The 19011-nt window shown below is 68.4% G+C and carries 20 protein-coding genes; 7 read left to right on the top strand and 13 right to left on the bottom strand.

Annotated elements, in window-relative coordinates; translation table 11 throughout:
* Nucleotides 1-90: 90 nt before the first annotated feature.
* The gene (locus HUG10_RS09930) at nucleotides 91-309 is read left to right on the top strand and encodes a hypothetical protein (protein WP_179169427.1); all 219 of its coding nucleotides are present in this window, start codon (nucleotides 91-93) and stop codon (nucleotides 307-309) included.
* Between the two features lie 30 nt (nucleotides 310-339).
* On the opposite strand, the gene HUG10_RS09935 is transcribed toward HUG10_RS09930, so the two are convergent.
* The gene (locus tag HUG10_RS09935; protein WP_179169428.1) at nucleotides 340-783 is read right to left on the bottom strand and encodes a hypothetical protein; all 444 of its coding nucleotides are present in this window, start codon (nucleotides 781-783) and stop codon (nucleotides 340-342) included.
* Between the two features lie 275 nt (nucleotides 784-1058).
* Between HUG10_RS09935 and HUG10_RS09940 the strand changes: the two genes are divergently transcribed.
* On the top strand, nucleotides 1059-1382 hold the full coding sequence (locus tag HUG10_RS09940) for a TMEM175 family protein (protein ID WP_281375732.1): 324 nt from the start codon (nucleotides 1059-1061) through the stop codon (nucleotides 1380-1382).
* A 316-nt stretch (nucleotides 1383-1698) separates the two neighbouring features.
* Here the strand turns inward: HUG10_RS09940 and HUG10_RS09945 are convergent, their stop codons facing one another.
* Nucleotides 1699-3141, bottom strand: coding sequence for a carotenoid oxygenase family protein (locus HUG10_RS09945; protein WP_179169429.1), 1443 nt, complete (start codon nucleotides 3139-3141; stop codon nucleotides 1699-1701).
* Nucleotides 3142-3287: 146 nt separating this feature from the next.
* Between HUG10_RS09945 and HUG10_RS09950 the strand changes: the two genes are divergently transcribed.
* Nucleotides 3288-3776: a YciE/YciF ferroxidase family protein gene (locus HUG10_RS09950; RefSeq protein ID WP_179169430.1), complete on the top strand. Its 489-nt coding sequence runs from the start codon at nucleotides 3288-3290 to the stop codon at nucleotides 3774-3776.
* A 240-nt stretch (nucleotides 3777-4016) separates the two neighbouring features.
* Here the strand turns inward: HUG10_RS09950 and HUG10_RS09955 are convergent, their stop codons facing one another.
* Together HUG10_RS09955 and HUG10_RS09960 are read right to left on the bottom strand one after the other, a co-directional pair.
* A complete protein-coding gene (locus tag HUG10_RS09955) occupies nucleotides 4017-5267 on the bottom strand; it encodes a zinc metalloprotease (protein ID WP_179169431.1) in 1251 nt (416 codons plus the stop codon).
* Between the two features lie 151 nt (nucleotides 5268-5418).
* A complete protein-coding gene (locus tag HUG10_RS09960; protein WP_179169432.1) occupies nucleotides 5419-6054 on the bottom strand; it encodes a class I SAM-dependent methyltransferase in 636 nt (211 codons plus the stop codon).
* 330 nt (nucleotides 6055-6384) lie between these two features.
* On the opposite strand from HUG10_RS09960, the gene HUG10_RS09965 reads away from it, so the two are divergent.
* On the top strand, nucleotides 6385-6891 hold the full coding sequence (locus tag HUG10_RS09965) for a YciE/YciF ferroxidase family protein (protein ID WP_179169433.1): 507 nt from the start codon (nucleotides 6385-6387) through the stop codon (nucleotides 6889-6891).
* A gap of 139 nt (nucleotides 6892-7030) precedes the next feature.
* On the opposite strand, the gene HUG10_RS09970 is transcribed toward HUG10_RS09965, so the two are convergent.
* From HUG10_RS09970 to HUG10_RS09980, 3 genes are all read right to left on the bottom strand, one after another.
* Nucleotides 7031-7930: an SDR family oxidoreductase gene (locus HUG10_RS09970; RefSeq protein ID WP_179169434.1), complete on the bottom strand. Its 900-nt coding sequence runs from the start codon at nucleotides 7928-7930 to the stop codon at nucleotides 7031-7033.
* The gene (locus tag HUG10_RS09975) at nucleotides 7927-8988 is read right to left on the bottom strand and encodes an NAD(P)/FAD-dependent oxidoreductase (RefSeq protein ID WP_179169435.1); all 1062 of its coding nucleotides are present in this window, start codon (nucleotides 8986-8988) and stop codon (nucleotides 7927-7929) included. Before HUG10_RS09975 ends, HUG10_RS09970 begins: the two co-directional genes overlap by 4 nt.
* 151 nt (nucleotides 8989-9139) lie before the next feature.
* Nucleotides 9140-10150: an AI-2E family transporter gene (locus HUG10_RS09980; protein WP_179169436.1), complete on the bottom strand. Its 1011-nt coding sequence runs from the start codon at nucleotides 10148-10150 to the stop codon at nucleotides 9140-9142.
* 216 nt (nucleotides 10151-10366) lie between these two features.
* Between HUG10_RS09980 and HUG10_RS09985 the strand changes: the two genes are divergently transcribed.
* The 3 genes from HUG10_RS09985 to HUG10_RS09995 all read left to right on the top strand — a co-directional run bounded on the left by HUG10_RS09985 (nucleotide 10367) and on the right by HUG10_RS09995 (nucleotide 12653).
* Nucleotides 10367-11296, top strand: a complete 930-nt coding sequence (locus HUG10_RS09985) for a hypothetical protein (RefSeq protein WP_179169437.1) — start codon at nucleotides 10367-10369, stop codon at nucleotides 11294-11296.
* Nucleotides 11297-11413: 117 nt separating this feature from the next.
* Nucleotides 11414-11698: a hypothetical protein gene (locus tag HUG10_RS09990; protein WP_179169438.1), complete on the top strand. Its 285-nt coding sequence runs from the start codon at nucleotides 11414-11416 to the stop codon at nucleotides 11696-11698.
* A gap of 16 nt (nucleotides 11699-11714) precedes the next feature.
* The gene (locus tag HUG10_RS09995) at nucleotides 11715-12653 is read left to right on the top strand and encodes an endonuclease/exonuclease/phosphatase family protein (RefSeq protein ID WP_218780584.1); all 939 of its coding nucleotides are present in this window, start codon (nucleotides 11715-11717) and stop codon (nucleotides 12651-12653) included.
* A 243-nt stretch (nucleotides 12654-12896) separates the two neighbouring features.
* On the opposite strand, the gene HUG10_RS10000 is transcribed toward HUG10_RS09995, so the two are convergent.
* From HUG10_RS10000 to HUG10_RS10025, 6 genes are all read right to left on the bottom strand, one after another.
* Entirely contained in the window at nucleotides 12897-13529 is a 633-nt protein-coding gene (locus HUG10_RS10000; RefSeq protein WP_179169439.1) for a metallophosphoesterase family protein, read from the bottom strand.
* A gap of 95 nt (nucleotides 13530-13624) precedes the next feature.
* On the bottom strand, nucleotides 13625-13876 hold the full coding sequence (locus tag HUG10_RS10005; RefSeq protein WP_179169440.1) for a hypothetical protein: 252 nt from the start codon (nucleotides 13874-13876) through the stop codon (nucleotides 13625-13627).
* 168 nt (nucleotides 13877-14044) lie between these two features.
* On the bottom strand, nucleotides 14045-15205 hold the full coding sequence (locus HUG10_RS10010; RefSeq protein ID WP_179169441.1) for an ABC transporter ATP-binding protein: 1161 nt from the start codon (nucleotides 15203-15205) through the stop codon (nucleotides 14045-14047).
* A gap of 6 nt (nucleotides 15206-15211) precedes the next feature.
* Entirely contained in the window at nucleotides 15212-16138 is a 927-nt protein-coding gene (locus HUG10_RS10015) for a carbohydrate ABC transporter permease (protein WP_179169442.1), read from the bottom strand.
* A gap of 1 nt (nucleotide 16139) precedes the next feature.
* Nucleotides 16140-17123 carry a carbohydrate ABC transporter permease gene (locus HUG10_RS10020; protein ID WP_179169443.1) on the bottom strand — a complete coding sequence of 328 codons (984 nt, stop codon included), beginning with the start codon at nucleotides 17121-17123 and terminating at the stop codon, nucleotides 16140-16142.
* Nucleotides 17124-18533 carry an extracellular solute-binding protein gene (locus tag HUG10_RS10025; protein WP_179171046.1) on the bottom strand — a complete coding sequence of 470 codons (1410 nt, stop codon included), beginning with the start codon at nucleotides 18531-18533 and terminating at the stop codon, nucleotides 17124-17126.
* Between the last annotated feature and the right edge of the window lie 478 nt (nucleotides 18534-19011).

A 19011-nucleotide genomic window follows, 5' to 3' on the forward strand; every position in this document is an offset into this window, starting at 1 on the left:
AGAACGTTCTTGACCGAGAACCCGGTAGGACGCTCGTAATTCGGAGTAACGCCGACGTACCGCGGGGGAGGCGTCGGCGACACAGAACGCATGAACGAACGAAACTACCGAGTCGTCTCCGAGGTCCGTTCGAACGGTGACCTCCTGGACGTCCCGTCGGACGCACACGACGTCACGATCGAACCGCTGGGCCAGCCGGGACTGGTCCGGGTCACCTACCTGTCTCCGGTCCGCGAGATCGAGTTCACCGACGGGGGCGAGGACGGGGGGACGGACGCGGACGACGACCGCCCGACGTACCTCGCCTGACGCCCGGGTCCGCGTCCGAGCGTCGTCGAATCAATTGCTCCTGCTGACGTTCCGCTCCGGCAGTGCCCCCGCGTCGTGGAACGCGCCCGGGGTGGGGAACGCCACGGTGAGGTAGTCGTACCCGGTCTCCACCTCGACGGTCTCCTGGTGGCAGTTGCCGAAGACGAACGTGAGCGTCGCGGCCTCGTCGACGACCTCGTAGGCGTCGTAGCTGCCGTCGTCGGCGGCGAACTCGCTGAAGTAGGAGTCCGGGACGGCGTCGGCGACGGACGCGAGCGACCCGGCGACCCAGACGGTCACGTCGGTGTGGGCGGCGGGGTCGAACAGGCCGTCGTACAGCGCCGCGACGGTCTCCTCGGCGAGTTCGACCCGGAGGGTCGTCCCCGTCGCCCGGAGGTCGCGGTCCACGTCGGCGAAGATGGGCGCCGCTGGCCCCTCCTCGACGACCCGACGGGCGGCGACTGCGTGGTCCACGTTCGGTAGGGTTCGCCTGTCGACCTAACGGTTTCCGTTGAGACCGGCGACGAGGAACCGTTTTTGGCGGGGTCCCCGTAGGGGGAGGTGGCCGATGACGAGGCGACCGCTCAGAGCCGGGGTGGCTCCCGCGCCGTGACGAGCCCTATGAGTGCCGAGGCCGACTTTCTACCTCTATCCGTGGTCCGTCCCCAGTCGGGAGCCTACGTGAATTCCGTCCGTACTCGACGCGGCCAGATGGGGAGCGACGACCCGAACGGGACGCGACGCGACTCATCGCACCGAGCGATGGCGTCTTCGCCATCGCCATCACGCTGCTCGTCTCGAACGTCGATCTCCCGACCGACACGGCGGCCACGGTCACGTGGGCGATGGTCGGCCGGGAGTGGCGAGACGTGTTCAGCTACGTGGTGAGCTTCCTCGTCATCGGGAACTTCTGGACCGACCACCGGCGCGTCTTCGAGCACATCTCCCGGCCCACCCGCGACGTGACGCGGATCAACCTCCTGTCTCTCATGACCGTCGCGTTTCTCCCGGTCCCGACGTCGCTTTTGGGCGACAACGGCGGGGCGGTGCCGACCGCACTCTACGCGGCGTAGATGGCGACGACCGGGCTGACACTCTGACGGCTCCGGTGGTACGTCTCCCGCGACGAGGCGCTGCTCGTCTCAGAACTGGACCCGCGTCTGGTCCGGTTCGACCGACTGCAGTTCCTCCTGACGCCGCTCGTGTTCGGCCTCTCGATTTCGGTGGCCCTGTACGTCGACGTCGGCCTCGCGCTCGCCTGCTGGGCCTCGCTGTTCGTGATGCTCCCGCTCCTGAAGTGGTATCTGGACGTCGAGGACACGCTGTGAGCGGCGTGCAGGTTGACGTTCGAAACCAGAACACGATCTCTGAGGGTCCTGTCGACGCGGCTCAGGGCATGCTCCGGCCGGGGGCCGTCGGGCCGTAGAACTGCCCGTGGAACCCGTAGGGAAGCCGGTGTGGGAGCGGTGCACGGCCGTGTTCAGATAGCGTCGCCGCGTCGAAACAGACGAGCACCGACCGATCCTCCGACGGTTCGAGCAGAACCGACAGTAGCACGCCGTCGTCCTCGTCGTCGGCGTCCGGCGCGGGAACGAACACCGGTTCCCCGGGATACGTTCCGGACTCGCGCCACCGACGGGCCTGCTCGGTCTCGACGTCGACTTTCACGATGCCCGTCGGGAGACTCGACCCGCAACCCGTCTCCGCGAGATACGTGTAGCGGTACGGTCGGCCGCCGTAGCGGCGGTAATCGATCATCGGGAACTCGACCGGCCCCTCGTGGAGACGTCGCCGCTCGGCCTCGCCGCCGTCCAGCGGGAGGCGGTACCGGACCAGGTCGCCCGTCGGGAGTTCCGGCGTCGCGCTCCGGAGGTTCTCGAGCGTCAGCCCGGTGACCGCCCAGTCGTCGGGGAACACCACCAGATCGACGACGACCTCTCCGCCGCGCTCGTAGGCGTTCGCGTGGTGGTAGACGAAGGCGGGTGGGGCCTCGACGGTCGTTTCGTGAGCGCCGGTCTCGCGGTCCAGCACGACGAACCGGGTCGGCGCGTCGAGCGGGCCGAACGTGTCCAGGAACGTTCCGCCGGTGAGCACACCCTTCAAAAGTGCCGTCGTGTCGAGACCAAAGGGGTTCACCGTGATCACGGCGTACTCGTCGGTGAGCCCGAACGAGTGGACGTACGGCGCCTCGTCGAACCGGAGCCGCGTCAGGGGCGTCGGCGCTCCGCCGTCGGCGGGTCGCCGAAACAGGGTGTAGGTCGTCTCGCGGCCGTAGGACACGCCAAGGTTGAGAAACGCGTCCGCGTCGTGGTCGTAGTGGACGTGGGCGAGCGTGAGGTCACAGTCGAGCCCGGCGGTCAGGTCAACCGTGCCGGTCGTCTCCAGCGTGTCGGGGTCGAACGCGATACCCCACGGGGACTCCGTGACGGCCAGATACTCGTCGCCGAGTCGTTGCACGCCGATCACGGGGTTGTCGGGGAACGTCCCCGTGAGGGCCTGTTTGATGCGCGTCCAGATCGGCCGGTCCGCCGGCGTCCCGGGGAATGGCGTCCGGACGCCGCCCCTCTCGCGGGCGTACTCGTAGTCGCGACTCCGGACGAACCGGTTCGAGTAGCGCACCCCCTCGTCGTCGAACCTGAACCGGCGGAGCATCGCCAGCGGGTCGAACCAGTGGACGAGCGACCTCCCGCCCACCTCGAACTGACCGGGACCGTTGCCGACGAACGTCCCCCGGAGCCAGTCCGGGAACGGGCTCTCGACCGGCAGCCGCGCGTCGACCACCTCCTCCGTCTGCGTCCTGAGCCCTTCGCGGTATCCGGTATCGTTTGGCATACCCGACGTTTGGTTCCCAGCCGTATAGACGCCATCAGTGACCGGCCCGTCGGTCACCGGACCCCGCAGTCCGGGTCGATCGGCTTGCACTCACAACCTCGGCGCACATCCGATCGGCGTACGAAGCGGGACGCGGGAGAGATAGTATGACCACAGAATCGATCGAGGAGCTCTTCGTCGAGGGACTGCAGGAACTGTACTACACCGAACAGCAGCTGGTCGACGCGCTGGAGACGCTCGCCGACCAGACGAGCGACGAGACCACCAGCCAGGCGTTCTCGGAGCACCGCGACGAGACCGAGGAACACGTCGACCGGCTGGAGCAGGTGTTCGAGCAGATCGGCGAGGAGCCCCAGACGAGGGAGGAACAGGTCGTGGACGCGCTGATCTCGGAACACGAGCAGTTCGCGGGGGAGAACGAGGGCGAGGTGCTCGACCGGTACAACATCGCCGTCGGACAGAAGACGGAACACTACGAGATCGCCGCCTACGGCAACGTCACCTCGCTCGCCGGGAAGCTCGGCCACGACGAGGCCGCGGATCTCCTGGAGCAGACGCTCCGTGAAGAGGAGGAGGCGCTGGAGGAACTCTCGCAGGCCGGCGAGCAGTTCGACCAGCAGATCGCCAGCGACTGACGCCGCGGCCGCTTCGGTCGGCCGCGCCGCCGCTTCCGTTTTGGTTCACCCATTCTATCCCGGCAGCCACAATCCACAAGTTCGCTGGACGACGGACTGCTGGGAGGACGAGCCGCGAGCGCCGACGGCGACGTTCCGTCCATCGGAAGAGAGACGACGAACGTGAGGGGATAGTGAGCGCCTCACCGCACTGGGTAATCGGTTTCCCGGCCGTCAGAGCATCGTTCACTTCGTTGTCGACTAGGGCCGGTCGGGGAACAGCGTCAGGTGGCTGACGATGATCCGGTTCTCCAGTCCGCCCGCCAGCGCTCCCGAGAGGACGCCGATGGTGCTGATGAACGCACCCGTTCGGACGAGATCGACGAGGCCCACCGCGGGGTCCTCCAGGCTCGGCCAGTTGGACATCAGGTTCGGCGGGAAGACGACCAGTTCGATGACCAGGATGATCGCCCCCACGAGCACGAAGAGGCCGACCATCGCCAGGAGGAGGATGAGCAGGACCGTCACGTTGACCAGGGCGGTGTGCTCGGTGACGACCCGGTGACGCTTTCGGGGGAAGGAGAGGTTCTGGACGAACAGGAGGTAGAGCGCGGCGACGAGGACGCTCACGGCCGCGAACAGCGCCGCCGTCACGTTGCCCATGTGGAACCCGACGTCCCAGGACTCGGCGCTGAAGACGATGACGAGCGTCGGCGTCAGCGCGGCCGTCGACAGCTTCGGCAACGAGAGCGGCAGCAGGGGTGCCCGGCTGTGCACGAGCGCCCGGAGGATCCGTCCGGGGTTCCGAACTGCACTCCGTGCGTGGAAGGCGAGCCGCGCCAGTCGCCCCCGCGGGCGGGCGTCGGTCGCGGGGATTTCCTCGGCGATCCGATGGAGGTACCGCTCGACGTCCGCGTCGATCGGCGGGACCCCCCGTCGCTCCGGGTCGAACTGGAACGGTTCCATGACGCCCCCGTCGGCGCCGCGGTGACGAGCACCCAGCACGTGCCCGACGAGGTGGACGAGGAGCGTCGCCGCGTTCCAGCGGACGGCGTCCTGTTCGAGCGATCGGCGCGGCTCGCCGCGGGGCGCGCTCCGGAGGTTCCGCGTCGAGACGACGGCGACGCGGGAGAGCGGGGACGCCAGCCCGGGGACGAACCGGTCCCTGCTCGAGACGAGCGGGACATCCGTCACGACGACGACCAGATCGTACGGACCCTCGACCATGCGGTGGGTGGCGCGGTCGAGGAACTCCGAGGGTCGGCGCCTGTCGTTGTCGGTGAGCCGCGCCGGGTCCTCGAGGTAGAACCGCCAGGAGACGTCCGTGGCCGACGCGAGTTCCTCGACCACGTCCTCGGCCGCCCGCGCCGCGAACGATCGAAGCCGGTCCGGGTCGGTTTCCGGCGCGTGTGCGACGAGTACCCCGACGTCGACGCGCAGGTCGAGCGAGCCCTCGCGCTCGGCCGCCACGAGCGCGGGCGCATCGCGCCGGCCCGACCGGGAGCCGTCCATCACTATCGGCAGTTCGTCGCGAGCACACTTAACGGCCACCGACTGGGCGGCTCGCGGACAGTAGCCGACGGGACCGGACGACACGGCCGAACCACGACCCGCGGATCGATCACCACCATAGCGTCCGGGTTAGGCGTCGAGGTCCGTCTGCTCAGTGCTCTGACTGGCCCTGCGTAGCCCGGAACGTCCGTACCGTATCCCGCTCTCCCGCCTCGACGTCGACCTCGACGAACCCGAGGTCGGTGAAGACGCGGTTCCAGTCGCGGTAGTACAGCGGGAATTCGTCGTTGACGTAGCTCACGTCGGGGTCTGTCCCGCGCGAGTGGTCGCCGTCGCCCTCGTTCTCCACGGTGATGAGGAGGTCGCTCGTGATCCGGGACAGTTCCTCGAAGACCCACTCGACGTCCGGATGGAGGTGCTGGAGCGTCTCCACGGAGAAGACCGCGTCGAACTGCCCGTCCTCGAAGTCGCCGACGACGTTCTCGATCGCGTCGAGGTAGAACGTCCCGTGGTCGGTGAGGTCCGGGTAGGTCTCCGCCATCACGTCGAACGCCTCGTCGTTGACCTCGATCCCAGACAGGTCCTCGAAGCCGTGCTCGTGGAGGTGCGAGAGGTGCCGGCCCGAACTGCATCCGAGTTCCAGGACGGACGCGTCGCGGTCGAGGTACCGCACGAGACTCCCGCGAACCGACTCGCTCGATTCGTCCGGGCCGTAGTAGGCGTAGTACTCCGGCGAGTACTCCCCGGATCGTTCCGCCCACTCGCGGCGAGTCTCGTGAGAATCCACGTGTAGTGACACCCGCGGACACGTATAAGACGGTCGGACGCCATCCGGTCTACCCGTATCGACGTGCTCCCGGTTCGTGGGGAGACGGCCGGAGTTCCGGTCGTGGTGACGCCGACTTCGGCGTCCCGCTCCCCGACGAGTACCAGGCCTACGCGCTCCGTCGGGTTGCTGGACCCCGTCAGTTCGCTGGACGTAGTCGAACCCGAGGAGAGCGAACGAACGTCGAGGTACACTTGGAAAACCCGGAGACTGCGGAGGGATGATCGACCCCTGCGTTGGCAGGCAGACTCCCTATTGAAATCTCGGCCCTCCCCAGAGGTGGAGCCCACCATGACAGCATCCAACCTCCGCGAACTGTTCGTGCACGACCTGGAAGACATCTACTTCGCCGAGAACGAACTCCTCGACGCGCTCGAGGAACTCGCCGACCAGACCGAGAACGAGCAGATCGCCGACGCGTTCCGGGAGCACCGTGAGGAGACCCAGGGCCACATCGACCGCGTCGAGCAGGTGTTCGAGATGCTCGACAAGGAGCCCGAGCGCGAGGAGTGCGAGGGCATCGAGGGCCTCATCAGCGAGCACGAGGACTTCGTCGAGGGCGACCCCGACCAGGAGATCCTCGACCTCCACAACGTCGTCGCGGGCCAGAAGACCGAGCACTACGAGATCGCCGCCTACGGCAACCTGGCCCTCATCGCGGACCGGCTGGGGATGGACGAGGCCGGCGACCTCCTCCACGAGAACCTCGAGGAGGAGGAGGAGGCGCTCGACGAACTGTCGTCGCTCGTCGAGGACTACGACTTCGAGCAGTTCAACGAGGCGGCTTCGGCCGACTGAGACAGGCACGCTCCCGCCTGGACGGGACGGCCTCGAGCAGGAACCCCCCTCTTTTGTTTCGGACGTGCAGGCCGAGCGAGTGCCATCGTCGACCGCGTCGGGGACTCTGTCGTCGACCGCCCCGAGGAGCCGACGACCGTCATCGGTCCAGTGCCCGCCGCTCCAGCAGCCGCAGAACCGGGTCGCTCGCGGCCACCCGGATTCCCAGCCGCGTGAGCCGGTCCCGCGCCGCCCCCGGGACCAGCGTCCCGTAGAGCGACCCGAGGAGCGGGATCGGGCCGATACGGTAGTGAGAGGACGGGTTCGGGGCGGTCGCGGCTTCCACGATCGTCTCCGCGACCGTCCCCGGGTCGGTGACGAGGGGCCCGCCCGCCTCGACGGCCCCGAGTCGTCGCAGCACGCGGTGGAGGTCGTCGTAGCTGGACGGGCGGTCGGTCGGCCCCCGTTCGCGGGTCACGCGCTCGACCTCCTCCTTCGCCCGGTCGTAGAACTCCGTGGCCACGATCCCCGGCTGGACGACCGCGACCTCGACGCCCGTCCCCGACACCTCCTGGCGGAGCGCGTCGCTCAGCCCCGCGAGGGCCATCTTCGAGCCGTTGTAGACGCCGATTCCGGCGAGCGCGAGGCGGTCGGCGGCGCTCGTGACGTTGACGATCCGACCCTCTCCCGCCTCGCGCATCCCGGGGAGGACCGCGCGCATCAGCCGGTGCGGCCCGAAGCAGTGGACGGCGAACTGGCGCTCGACCAGCCGCGTCGGAACGTCCTCGACGGGACCGAACTGTCCGTACCCCGCGTTGTTGACGAGGCAGTCGACGCGGCCCTCCTCGTCCAGGATACGGCCGACGACGCGGTCGACGTCCCCCGGCTCGGTCAGGTCCAGCTGCTCGACCTCGACCCCGCGGTCCGCGAGCGCGTCGAGGTCGGCACGATCCGGGTCGCGAGCGGTCCCGTACACCCGCCACCCGCCCTCGAGGAACGACAGCGCGGTCTCACGGCCGATCCCCGACGAGCACCCGGTGACAAGCGCGGTCCCCGTCATCGGTCCGGCTCCGGTTTCCGAAGTCCGGCGTGCGTCTCGCGCTCCCGGACGGCGCGCATCCGGCTACAGAGGTCGTCCGAGGAGCCCGGAACGTCCAGCTCCTCGATGTCGTCCAGTTCGTCCGGCGGACAGGGATAGGGTCGCAGGGACCTGTGGAGCGCGATCCCCGCCCTGGCTCCGTCGCCCAGCGCGACCACCGTCTGGTTCAGCCCGTGCGTGACGTCGCCGACGGCGTAGGCCCCCTCCACGCTCGTCTCCCGGCTCCCGTCGACGGCGACGGCCCCCTCGTCGGTGAGTTCACAGCCCAGCGACTCGGCCAGCGCGGTGTTGTACTCCCTCCCGTACATCGCGAACCCGCCCAGATACTCGCGGTCCGACCCGTCCGCGAACGTCATCCCCCCGATCCACGGCTCGTCCGCGCTCTCGTCGCGAGCGAACACGTCGACGACGGGGGTCTCGACGCGGTCGATCGGGTGAGCCCGGACCTGGCGCTCGGTCCCGGCACTCCACTCCGGCTCGTTCCCGTTCAGGAGCAGGTCGACGTCCGCGGTGAAGTTGAGCATGAGCATCGCGGCGTGGGCGGCGCCCTCCCCGTGTCCGAGGACGTACACCGGGCCGTCTCCCAGCGTGTAGGCGTCGCAGTGCAGGCAGTAGTGGAGCCCGCGACCGGTGAACCGCTTCAGGTCCGGCACCGGCGGCTCGACGTCGGTGAAGCCGGTCGCGAGGACGACGCGCTCGGCCTCGACGGTCGTGCGGGCCGCGTCGACGACGAACGAGCTGTCGGCGTCGCCACGCCGCTCGACAGCGTTCACTGTGTCCAGGTAGTACTCCCCGCCGTACTCCCAGAGCTGCTCGACGGCGTGGTCGGCCAGTTGCCGGCCGGAGACGTCCTCGGAGACGCCCAGCATGTTGTGGACGTGACTGACTGCCGTGTGTCGGCCCCCCTCCCTCTCGAAGACGGCCGTCCGGTGCCCGAGTCGGGTCGTGTAGAGGGCGGTCGTCAGGCCGGCGGGCCCGCCCCCCACGACGGCCACCTCGTATGACAGTCGGTCGCTCATCGGTACGAACGAGTTCGGGCCTGCGTGTGTTATGGGTTGGCACTGCACCTCCCTGCCCGCCGTCGTCCCCGGTTCGGACGGCGGAGCGGGCGGGTTCCGCGACCACGTCGTGACTGTCAGACCGCCGGACCCCGCTGCCCGTTCGACCCAGTTACCTCCACCCGTCCGGCGAACCGTACTGCTCCCTGAACACGTCGAGCGTCGCCCGGAGCGCGCCGATGACGATGGGGCCGAAGAAGATGCCCATGAACCCGATGACGTAGATGCCGCCGAGGACGCCGATGATGATGACGCTGGGGTTGAGCTGGGCGTACCGGTCCACGACGACGGGGCGGAGGTAGTCGTCGGAGATGCCGACGACGACCGTCCCGTACACGAAGAGGAGCACGGCCGGGATCGGTTGGCCGATGGCGACGAGGTAGACCACCGCCGGACCCCACACCAGGAACGAGCCGACGATCGGCAGCAGCGACAGGACGATCATCACCGCGGTCCAGAACGCCGCGTTCGGGATCGCCGTGGCGAACAGCCCCAGCCCGGCGAGCACGCCCTGGATGATGGCCACGAGGACGTGACCGGCGAGCACCGCCCCCGTGATGCCGTCGATCTCCTCGTACAGTTGGTCCTGGACGTCCTCGGGGAGCGGCGTCGTCCGGCGGAGCCAGTCGACGAACCGGTCGCCGTCCTTCAGGAAGTAGAAGAGGAGGAACACGGTCAGCCCGAGTCCGATGGCCGCGTGCGTGAGGACGCCGAAGATTCCGACCACGCTGCCGACGCCCTCCGTCCCGACCTCGCTGAGCGCCGACCGGAGGGCGGCCGTCAGGTCGATCTCGACGCCGGTGAACCGCTGGATGACCGCCTCGAACCCGTCGAGGGTGAGTTCGCCCTCCCTGAGCCGATCGAGGAGGGTCATCGCCTCCGCCGCGGTCGCGCGAACGACAAAGACGAGCGGTATGATCACGGCGACGGTCGCCCCGAGGACGAGCAGGGCGGCCGCGATTCGCGGCTCCGTTCGATCGGTGAGTCGGTGCTGGAGGGGCGCGAGAACGTACGCGAGCAGCACCGCGAGGAGGAAGTACTGCATGAAGGGGAGCACCAGCGCGGCCGAGAGCACCAACAATGCGGCGATGAGCACCAGCAAGAAACCCTTGGAGACGTTCACGTACCTTCTTGGGGCCGTAGCGGGAAAAACGTGGGAGTGAGGGTTCCGCGTCACCGCGCCGGTTCGCGGTACCGGCTCGCGAAGCCGTGCTCTCGGGGTCACCGGCGCTACCGAAGCTGTTCGCCCGGGCTACGGCGGGAACTCCCCCTTCCTCCCGCGCTCGGCACCTGCCGTGCGCACGCTTTTCGGTGAGCGAACCGAACGTGAGGCGACGAGATGAGCGACATCGACGCCGTCTGGAACGACCTCCGGCAGCGAATCGAGCGCCTCGAACCGGGGGCCGGGTTCGTGACCCCGGTATCCGACCGGCCGTTCAGGGTCGAGGCGACATTCGAGGACCGCGTCTCCGTCCGGTTCCGCGACAGCGGGGAGGAGCGACAGCTCTGGCGGGAGCAGTTCGGGGTGTTCGTCCGCCGGCTGGACGACGGGGGGATCGCCGTCGCCGACCTCCCGCCGGGCGTGGAGCCGTACGCCAGCGTCGTGACGCTCCTCGACGACTACGCGGCGGCCGACGGGAGGATATCACACGCGCCGGGCGGCCCTTCGGACGAGGAGAGCCCGTACCTCGTGTCGCCGGCGGAGGCGCGGACGCGGCCCGAACGACTCCACGACGACGCCCTGTTGCTGGCCGACCTGCTCGACCGGCTGGACGCCACCGACCCGCCGTCGCTGGACACGGACTCGCTGGCCGACCTGTACGTCCTGCTGTCGGACGTCCAGCACGAATCCGACCGGCTCCGGCAGTCGACCCGGGAGCCGCTGCTGGACCGGCTCGGCCCGAACCAGGCGCTCAGCGGACGGTTCGGGACGGTCCGCCGGACGACCCGCGAACGCCGCCGGCCGAAGGACGACGAGACGGTCCTGGACGCCCTCGACGAGCACGGCATCCCCCACGAGTGGGTGCTCGGCGTCGACGCCGACAAACTGGACGTCGTGTTGGCCGTGACCGACCTGACGGAGGAGGAGGTGTACGACGCCGACGAGCAGGTGTACGTCCAGAAGACCGACGTCGACGAGACCGAGAAGTTCTCGCGACTGCGGGGGCTGGCCGACCGGATCGACCAGCTCGAGGGCGCCGAGGGCGAGAAGCTGCGCGAGGAACTCACCGAGCTCGAAGCCCACCTCGACGAGGCGCTCTCCGCGTGAGCGGCCGCGTTCGAGGCGGGTAGCGGAAGCGTCCCGATCTGGAACCGCCAGACGAGGTCAGGGGGATCGATTCCGAGATGCCACCAACCGTTTGAGTGTGTATGACTAACGCACCCCGTGGAACAGTACGAGACGGCGTACCTCGAAGCGATCGTCGACAACTTGGCCGCGAGCGTGGCGAGCGGGATGCGCGAGGGCGCGACCGACGTCGACCTGGTCGAGAGCGAGGACCGGCTGACCGCGTCGGGACGGCTGTGGGTCCGGGGCTACCTGACGAGTCGCCTGTCGACGTTCAGGGCGGGGACCCGCGGCAACCCGAACCTCTCCCAGGAGGACCACGAGTACATCGCGGAGTTCGTCGACGAGCACCAGGCCGGGTTCGCCGCCCAACTCTACTCGTGACAGGGCTGGTGCACCTATGACCGACCCGCAGTCCGGCGGACCAGGAGGGAGAGATAGTGAGGAGAGTGAAGCCAGCGACGAGGCCGGAGACGATAGCGAAGCCGGAGACGACGATCACGGGGACCGGACGGGGTGCGACTACCCGGAGAACCTGATCCGCGTGATGACGTACAACGTCCGCTACGCCAACCCGAACGACGGGGAGAACGTCTGGGAGAACCGCCGCGACCACGTCGCCACCGCGATCAGGTTCCATCGGCCGGACGTCGTCGGCCTGCAGGAGGCGTTCCACGACCAGATCGAGGACCTCCGGGAGCGGTTACCCGACTTCGAATGGCTGGCCGCGGGGCGGTCCGGGGAGGGAACCGCCGGCGAGAACGTGGCGGTCGGCTACCGACGTTATCGGTTCGACCGCGAGCGCGACGGCGCCTTCTGGCTGTCGGAGACCCCGGACACGCCCAGCGTCGGCTGGGACGCCGCGCTCTCGCGGATCGTCCGCCACGTGCGGTTCCGCGACCGGGTGACGGGCGTCGAGTTCGAACACTTCAACACCCACTTCGACCATCGCGGCGAGACGGCCCGGGAGTGGAGCGCGGCGCTGCTCCGCGATCGCATCGACGAACTGGCCCCCGACGCGCCGCTGGTGGTCACCGGCGACTTCAACTGTCGGGAGGCGACTGAGCCGTACCGGATCATGACAGAGGACGGCGGGGCCGGCCACCGGCGGTCGCTGACAGATTCCCACCGGGTCTCGAGACACCCGCACCACGGACCCTCGACGAGCATGACGGACTTCACCGACCTCGTCCCCCGGAAGAAGATCGACCACGTGTTCGTCTCGAGCGGCATGGAGGTCGTCAACCACGGCACCTGCTCGGACACCTACGACGACGGCCGGTACCCGTCCGACCACCTCCCGGTCGTCGTCGACCTCTCCCTGCCGGAGGGCGGGTGAGCGGCGGACACGTCCCCGTCGTTCCCCCGTCCGGTCGACCCCCGTACCCGCCGACGGCGACGACGGCCACCGTCGGTACCGCTACCGCCGATTCGAGTACCGACGGATCACTTCCCCCCGCTCTCGCGGAGCAGGCTCGGCGGGTCGTCGTCCTCCCGGGGGTCGCCCTCGGGGTAGGTGAACACGAGGTCCTTCCCGTCGAACTCCTCGAAGAACTCCTCCCAGGAGACCTCCTTCAGCGACTCACGCAGGGTTCTCTCGTGACGTGAGCGTCAGGTTCGCCGGGTCGAGGAGGTAGTACCGTTCCCAGGCCGGGGCGAGACCGACGACGCGCGTTCCGTCGATCTCGTCCGCGCGATGTGTGTGGTGGTGACCGACGAGACAGAGGTCCGGATCGGTCGCCGCCAGCAGGTCGTTCACGTGTTCACAGCCCGGGTCGTAGCCGTACGTCAGCAGTCCGGTCGGCGCCTCGTGGGTCAGGAGGACGTCCACGTCATCGAGCGCGGCGACCGCCTCGACGTCCTCGTGCGTGAAGTGGCGCCGTCGGTCGCCGACGAGTTCGCTCCGCGGCAGGTCGTACATCGTCGGGGCGTGGTTCCCCGAGAGGCCGGCAACCCGCAGGCCGGCGACCTCGGCTACCGTGCCCGCGAGCAAATGCGCGTTGTGCACGTCCGGGGGCGACTCGCCCGCGCGGAGGCGCTCGATCACGTCCAGGTCCTCATCGTTCCCGGCGACGAACCACGTCGGCGCGGGGAGGTCGTACAGTTCGAGGTCGCCCACCTGGAGCGCCACTTCGGGGTCGACGGCGTCGTACGCGGCGAGCAGCGCCGCTCGGTTGTCTGGGTCGGCGGCGTGCGCGTCTCCGAGCACGAGCATCGGTCGCCGTACGGCGGCGACGGGCGTAAGCGCACGGCCTTCACGGCGCCGACCCGACGGCCCCCGAATCGGGGAGGCCCCGTAACTCGTGGCGACTACTCGATCTCGACCGTCGTCCCTTCCCGCTCGATGCGCGCGGTCCGTTCCCGCCGCCGACCGCGGGCAAGCCCGACGAGCCCCCAGAGGACGAGGAGCGCGCCTTCGAGGCGGGCGGCGGTGTACACCCACGGCCGAACCTCGACGGAACCGAAGTCCTCGACCGCCAGGTCCATCCAGTAGTCGACGAACGATCCCGGTCGGGCGAACTCGACGGCGCCGAAGACGACCGCGAGGAGTCGGGAGAGCACGGTCGGGGTGACGCGACCGACGAGAAAAAACGTACCGACGGGTTCGTGTGCGAATCGTTCAGGGTGCTCGCGTTTCGCTCGCCGAAGCCCGCGAGCCGTCATCCAGGGCGGGCGAGCGGCGGGCGACGGCGACCCGGGAAGCGGACGCCCGACCCGTTCGAGCACGCCTCAGCTCGGCTCCGTCCCCCGGGCCTCCCGCTGGCCGGACGGGGGTCGCTCGATACCGTGGACGAGGGCCTCGCCGGTCTGCGCGTCGAACAGGTGGACTCGGGACCGGTCGAGCTGGATCCGGTGGCTCGTCCCCTCGATCTCGCCGGTGAGGTCCGGGTCCGGGGGCGCGCTCATCAGGAGCTGGTCCTCGCGGTCGTCGTCCCCCTCAAGCAGGAAGTAGATGAATACCTCGTCGCCGACGGGTTCCACCACGTCGACGGCCGCCTCGAACGGTTCGGTCGGGTCGGCGAGGTCCTCCTCGTCAGCGAAGCCGAGGTCCTCCGGGCGGATACCGAGCGTCACCGACTGGTCCCGCTCGAGGTCGTACCGCGTCGGGTCGAACGCGACGTCGAAGGCGGGCGTCCGGACGCCGTCCGCGGTCACCTCGGCGTCGAAGAAGTTCATGCTCGGCGAGCCGATGAAGCTCGCGACGAACTTGTTGGCTGGCTGGTTGTAGCACTCGAGCGGACGGGCGAACTGCTGGACCTCGCCCTCGTCCATCACGGCGAGCCGGTTCGACATCGTCATCGCCTCCTCCTGGTCGTGGGTGACGTACACGATGGTCGTGTCGAGCTCCTGGTGGAGCCGCTGGAGCTCGGTCCGCATGTGGACCCGGAGCGCGGCGTCCAGGTTCGCCAGCGGCTCGTCCATGAGGAACACCTCGGGTTCGCGGACGATCGCCCGCGCGATGGCGATGCGCTGGCGCTGCCCGCCCGAGAGCTCGTCGGGCATCCGGTCGAGCGTCCCCTCCATCTGGACGATCTCGATCGCCCGTTCGACCCGACGGTCGATCTCATCGTCGTCGAAGTCGCGCAGACGGAGCCCGAAGCTGATGTTGTCGTGGACGTCCATGTGCGGGAACAGCGCGATGTTCTGGAACACCATCGCGATGCCCCGGTCCTTCGGCGGGAGGTTCGTCACGTCGTGCCCGGCGATGGAGACGGTCCCCTCCGTCGGCTTGGTGAGTCCCGCGATCATCTCCAGCGTCGTCGACTTCCCGCAGCCCGAGGGGCCGACGAGGGTTACGAACTCGCCGTCCTCGATGTCGAGCGAGACGTCGTTGACAGCCGTTACGTCGTCGTACCGTTTGATCAGGTGTTCGAGTGTAACGTTTCCCATGAGTGATCACTCCTTGAGCGCGCCGGCGGTGAGCCCGCTGACGATCTTCTCCTGTGCGACGACCACGAGGATGGCGATGGGGACGACGCCGATGATGCTCGCGGCAGCCATCAGGTTGTACAGGTCGGCGTACTGGCCCTGGAACTGTAAGATCCCCCAGACGACGGGCGCCCAGTTCTGGGCCTGCCCGTCGGTCATCAGGTAGCCGAAGAAGAACTCGTTGTAGACGGAGATGAAGGTGAGCACGCCCGCCGTCGCGACGCCGGGCGCCGACAGCGGCATGATGACGCGGAACAGCGCGCCCAGCCGCGTCGTCCCCTCGACTCGGGCGGCCTTCTCCAGGCCGTCGGGGATCTGGCTGTAGAACGTCGTCAGGACGAAGATCGAGAGGGGGAGGAACAGCGCGCTGTACGGGAACACGAGCGCCCCCGGCGTGTTGAACAGCACCGGGCTCTGCACCGCCTCGCCGCCCGGCAGCGTCAGGAACGTGACGTTCCCAGTGAACAGCCGGAACAGCGGCAGCAGGAACGCGGCAGGCGGGAAGTACGACACGGCGAGCAGGAGCAGCATCAGCGGCACCCGCCCCGGGAACTCCAGCCGACCGAACACGTAGCCCGCGACGCTGGCGAGCACCAGCACGATGACCGTCGTGATGAGGCCGAGCACGATGCTGTTGAACATGTACCAGTGGAACGGGACCTGCTCGAACACCGTCAGGAACACCTCGGGGTTGAACCCGTTGGGCAGCAGGCCAACGTCGCTCATGTTCTCCTCGGGCGTGAGCGCGAGGACGAGCAGCCAGTACAGCGGGAACAGCGTCGTGAACAGGAAGAACCCCGCGACGACGACGAACATCGCGCGGTACACCTTCTTGGGGTTTTGGATAGAGTCCTGGACCCAGCGCTCGTACGGGCCCGCGGTGTCACTCGACATCTCAGACCACCTCGCTCTCGGCGTCGGCGTAGCCGATGATGTACACGGACACGATCAGGGCGATGAGGGCCGCCGTGACGAACGCGATGGCGGCGGCGGTTCCGTACTGACGGGCGCTGAACGTCGTGACGACGAGGCACGACAGCGACGGCACCGTACTACAGCTCGACACCGTCTCGATGAGCCCGTACACGCGCATCGACTGGATGGTCCGGAACAGCATCGCGACGAGCACCGTCGGCGCCACGATGGGGAACGTGACCATCCGGAACCGCTGGAGTGTCGAGGCGCCCTCGACCCGCGCGACGTCGTACAGGCTCCGGTCGACGCTCTGGAGCCCCGCGAGGATGAGCAGCGCCATGAACGCCGACGTCTTCCACACGTCGGCGATGATGATGATGATCGTCGAGTCGACGCTGTTGACGGTCGGCGTGGCCGAGAAGATCCCCAGGTTCTGGAGCGGTTCGACCAGGAAGCTGATGCCGGGCTGGAACAGCAGGAAGAAGATCATCCCCTGGATGACGATGGGGATCGCCCACGGGAGGATGATCGCGACCCGCACCCAGCGCCGGCCGCGAAACTCCTGGTCGAGGACGAGCGCCTGACCGAAGCCGATGAGCGTCTCGAGCACGACGCTCACGATGGTGAAGATGAGCGTCACCGTGAGCGCGCTCCGGAACGGCTGACTGAGGTCGAAGAAGGGCCGGGTCAACTGGGCGTTGATGTCGCCCGTCAGCAGGGCGACGTAGTTGTCGAGCCCGATGAACGGGCCGAACTGTGCTCCGCCGTAGAGCGCGTCGGCGTGCAGCGACATGGTGAACGTTCTGAGCAGCGGCCAGAACGCGAACGCGCCGAGCAACAGCAGCATCGGCGACAGGAGCAGGTACGCGAAGGCCGCGTCGCTCAGGTTCTCGACCCATCGCGTAGCGCTCGCCAACGGGCCGGATCGTCGTTGCGTGCCGGGGGAACTGGTCTCTGTAGCCATCTAACTCTGGTTCTCAGTCGCGCTGTTTTCTATCTGGACGAGCAGTTCCTTCAGGTCGGACATCGCACCCTGCGGCGTCTTGTCCCGGCTGAGCGTCGCGCTCACCTGCTGGGTGATTCGGGGCGACTCAATCGGCCAGACGACCGTCGCCGGCCGGGGAACCGCGTGCTGGCCGGCGAACTTCAGCGTGTCGACGTACCGGCCCATCACGTCGATGTTCCGCGCCTCCTGGGAGTCGAGCAGGTCGGGTTTCGGCGGGACGTAGCCGATCACTTCCATCAGTTTCAGGTAGAAACTGTCCCGGCTCATCGCCCGCAGCACCTCCTTCGCCGCCTCCGGGTTTCTCGCGTTCGGGTTCAGCGTGACGTGCCAGCCGCCGAGCGCGGAGACGGAGCCGCCCATCCCCTCGAACTGCGCGTTGTCGGGTCTGACCCCGAACGGCATCGGCATCACGCCGAGGTTCTCGCCGAACGCCTCCTCCGCGCCGGCCGAGAGCACCGAGTACGGCCAGTTCCGGTGGGCGACCGAGTCGCCGTTCATGAACGACGACAGCGACGAGTCCTCCTCCCACTGGAGCACGGCCTGGGGCGCCAGCGGACCCGGGATGGAGTCGAGCGCGTGCTCGTCGTCCGGCCCGTGGATGAACGACCGGGCCATCCGGGCCGCCTTCACGGTCGGGTCCGATTCGACCGTGACCGGGCGCTCGCCCACGTTCTGGAGCAGGTTCTTCCGCGCGCCGAAGTAGGAACCGCCCCAGCTCGCCATCCACTCGTTGAACGTACAGCAGGAGAGTCCCTCGTATACCGCCGCCTGGAAGGTGTAGCCGTAGTCCGTGTCGGACTGGTCCATCGTCTGCTTGGCGATCTCCGCGAACCGCGGCCACGAGAGCGGGTTGGTCGCCCACCCGCTCGGGTCGAAGCCGGCCTGTTCGACGAGGTCCTTCCGATAGAGCGTCAGCCCGAAGTCCGTGAACAGCGGGACCCCGTAGAGGCCGCCGTCCGGCCCGGACGCGGTCGCGACGCTCGCCTGGAAGTAGTTCTCCTTGACGCGTTTCGCGAGGTCCGGCATCTCCTCGTCCAGGTTCGCGACCTGATCGCGCAGGATGAATGGGATGGTCCAGCCACTGTCCATCCGAAGCAGCGACGGCTGTTCGAGTCCCGCAGACAGCCACTGGGAGTACTGCTGCTGGGCCGTGCTGGACGTGACCGGGAGTATCTCCACCGTGATGTCCGAGGACAGCCCCGCCTCGTGCAGGGCGTCGTTGATGTCACCGGACGCCTCCTTCGCGCCAGAGTCGGCGACGAACTGGACGACGGTTCCCTCGGTCCGGCCGCTACCGCCGAACGTCCGCCCGGCGAAGGTACAGCCCGCGAGCCCCGCAGCGGCGCCGGTCGCTGCCGCGCCCCGCAGGAACCGCCGTCGCGAGGAGCCGGACGTACTCACGGGTCCCCCCGGGATCGGAGACTTGGACGTCCCCGGTAGTACCTGTCCTGTTCGTGTCGGCCGACACCAGTCCCGTCCCGAGGAACGCGACCCGAACCGGCCGCTCCGGCTGGTTCCCCTACCATCGGGAACGAGCCGGCGTTCGATTCCTGTATCGACGTCGCGGTTCGCCCCGTGAGAGGGTGGGTACCATCTCTTCTCCCCGTTTTGCACCTCGTCCGGTAACGGTGCGGCTTGCAAATGACGGATTTGAAGTTCAAATTAACTGAACCTCTCGCGGTCCCCTCCGATCACTCGAGTTCTGCCGGTTCGGGTGCACTCAACGGCTGCTCGTCATCGAGTTCGGGGGGCGGCATCCGAGCAGCGGTAGACGGGGGCGGTCGGAGCAGGGGGAACTGCAGGCAGTCGATGCGGGCGCAACGTCACGCGTCGATCGTCTCGACGC

This window comes from Halorarum halophilum (assembly GCF_013401515.1).
Classification (GTDB): domain Archaea; phylum Halobacteriota; class Halobacteria; order Halobacteriales; family Haloferacaceae; genus Halorarum; species Halorarum halophilum.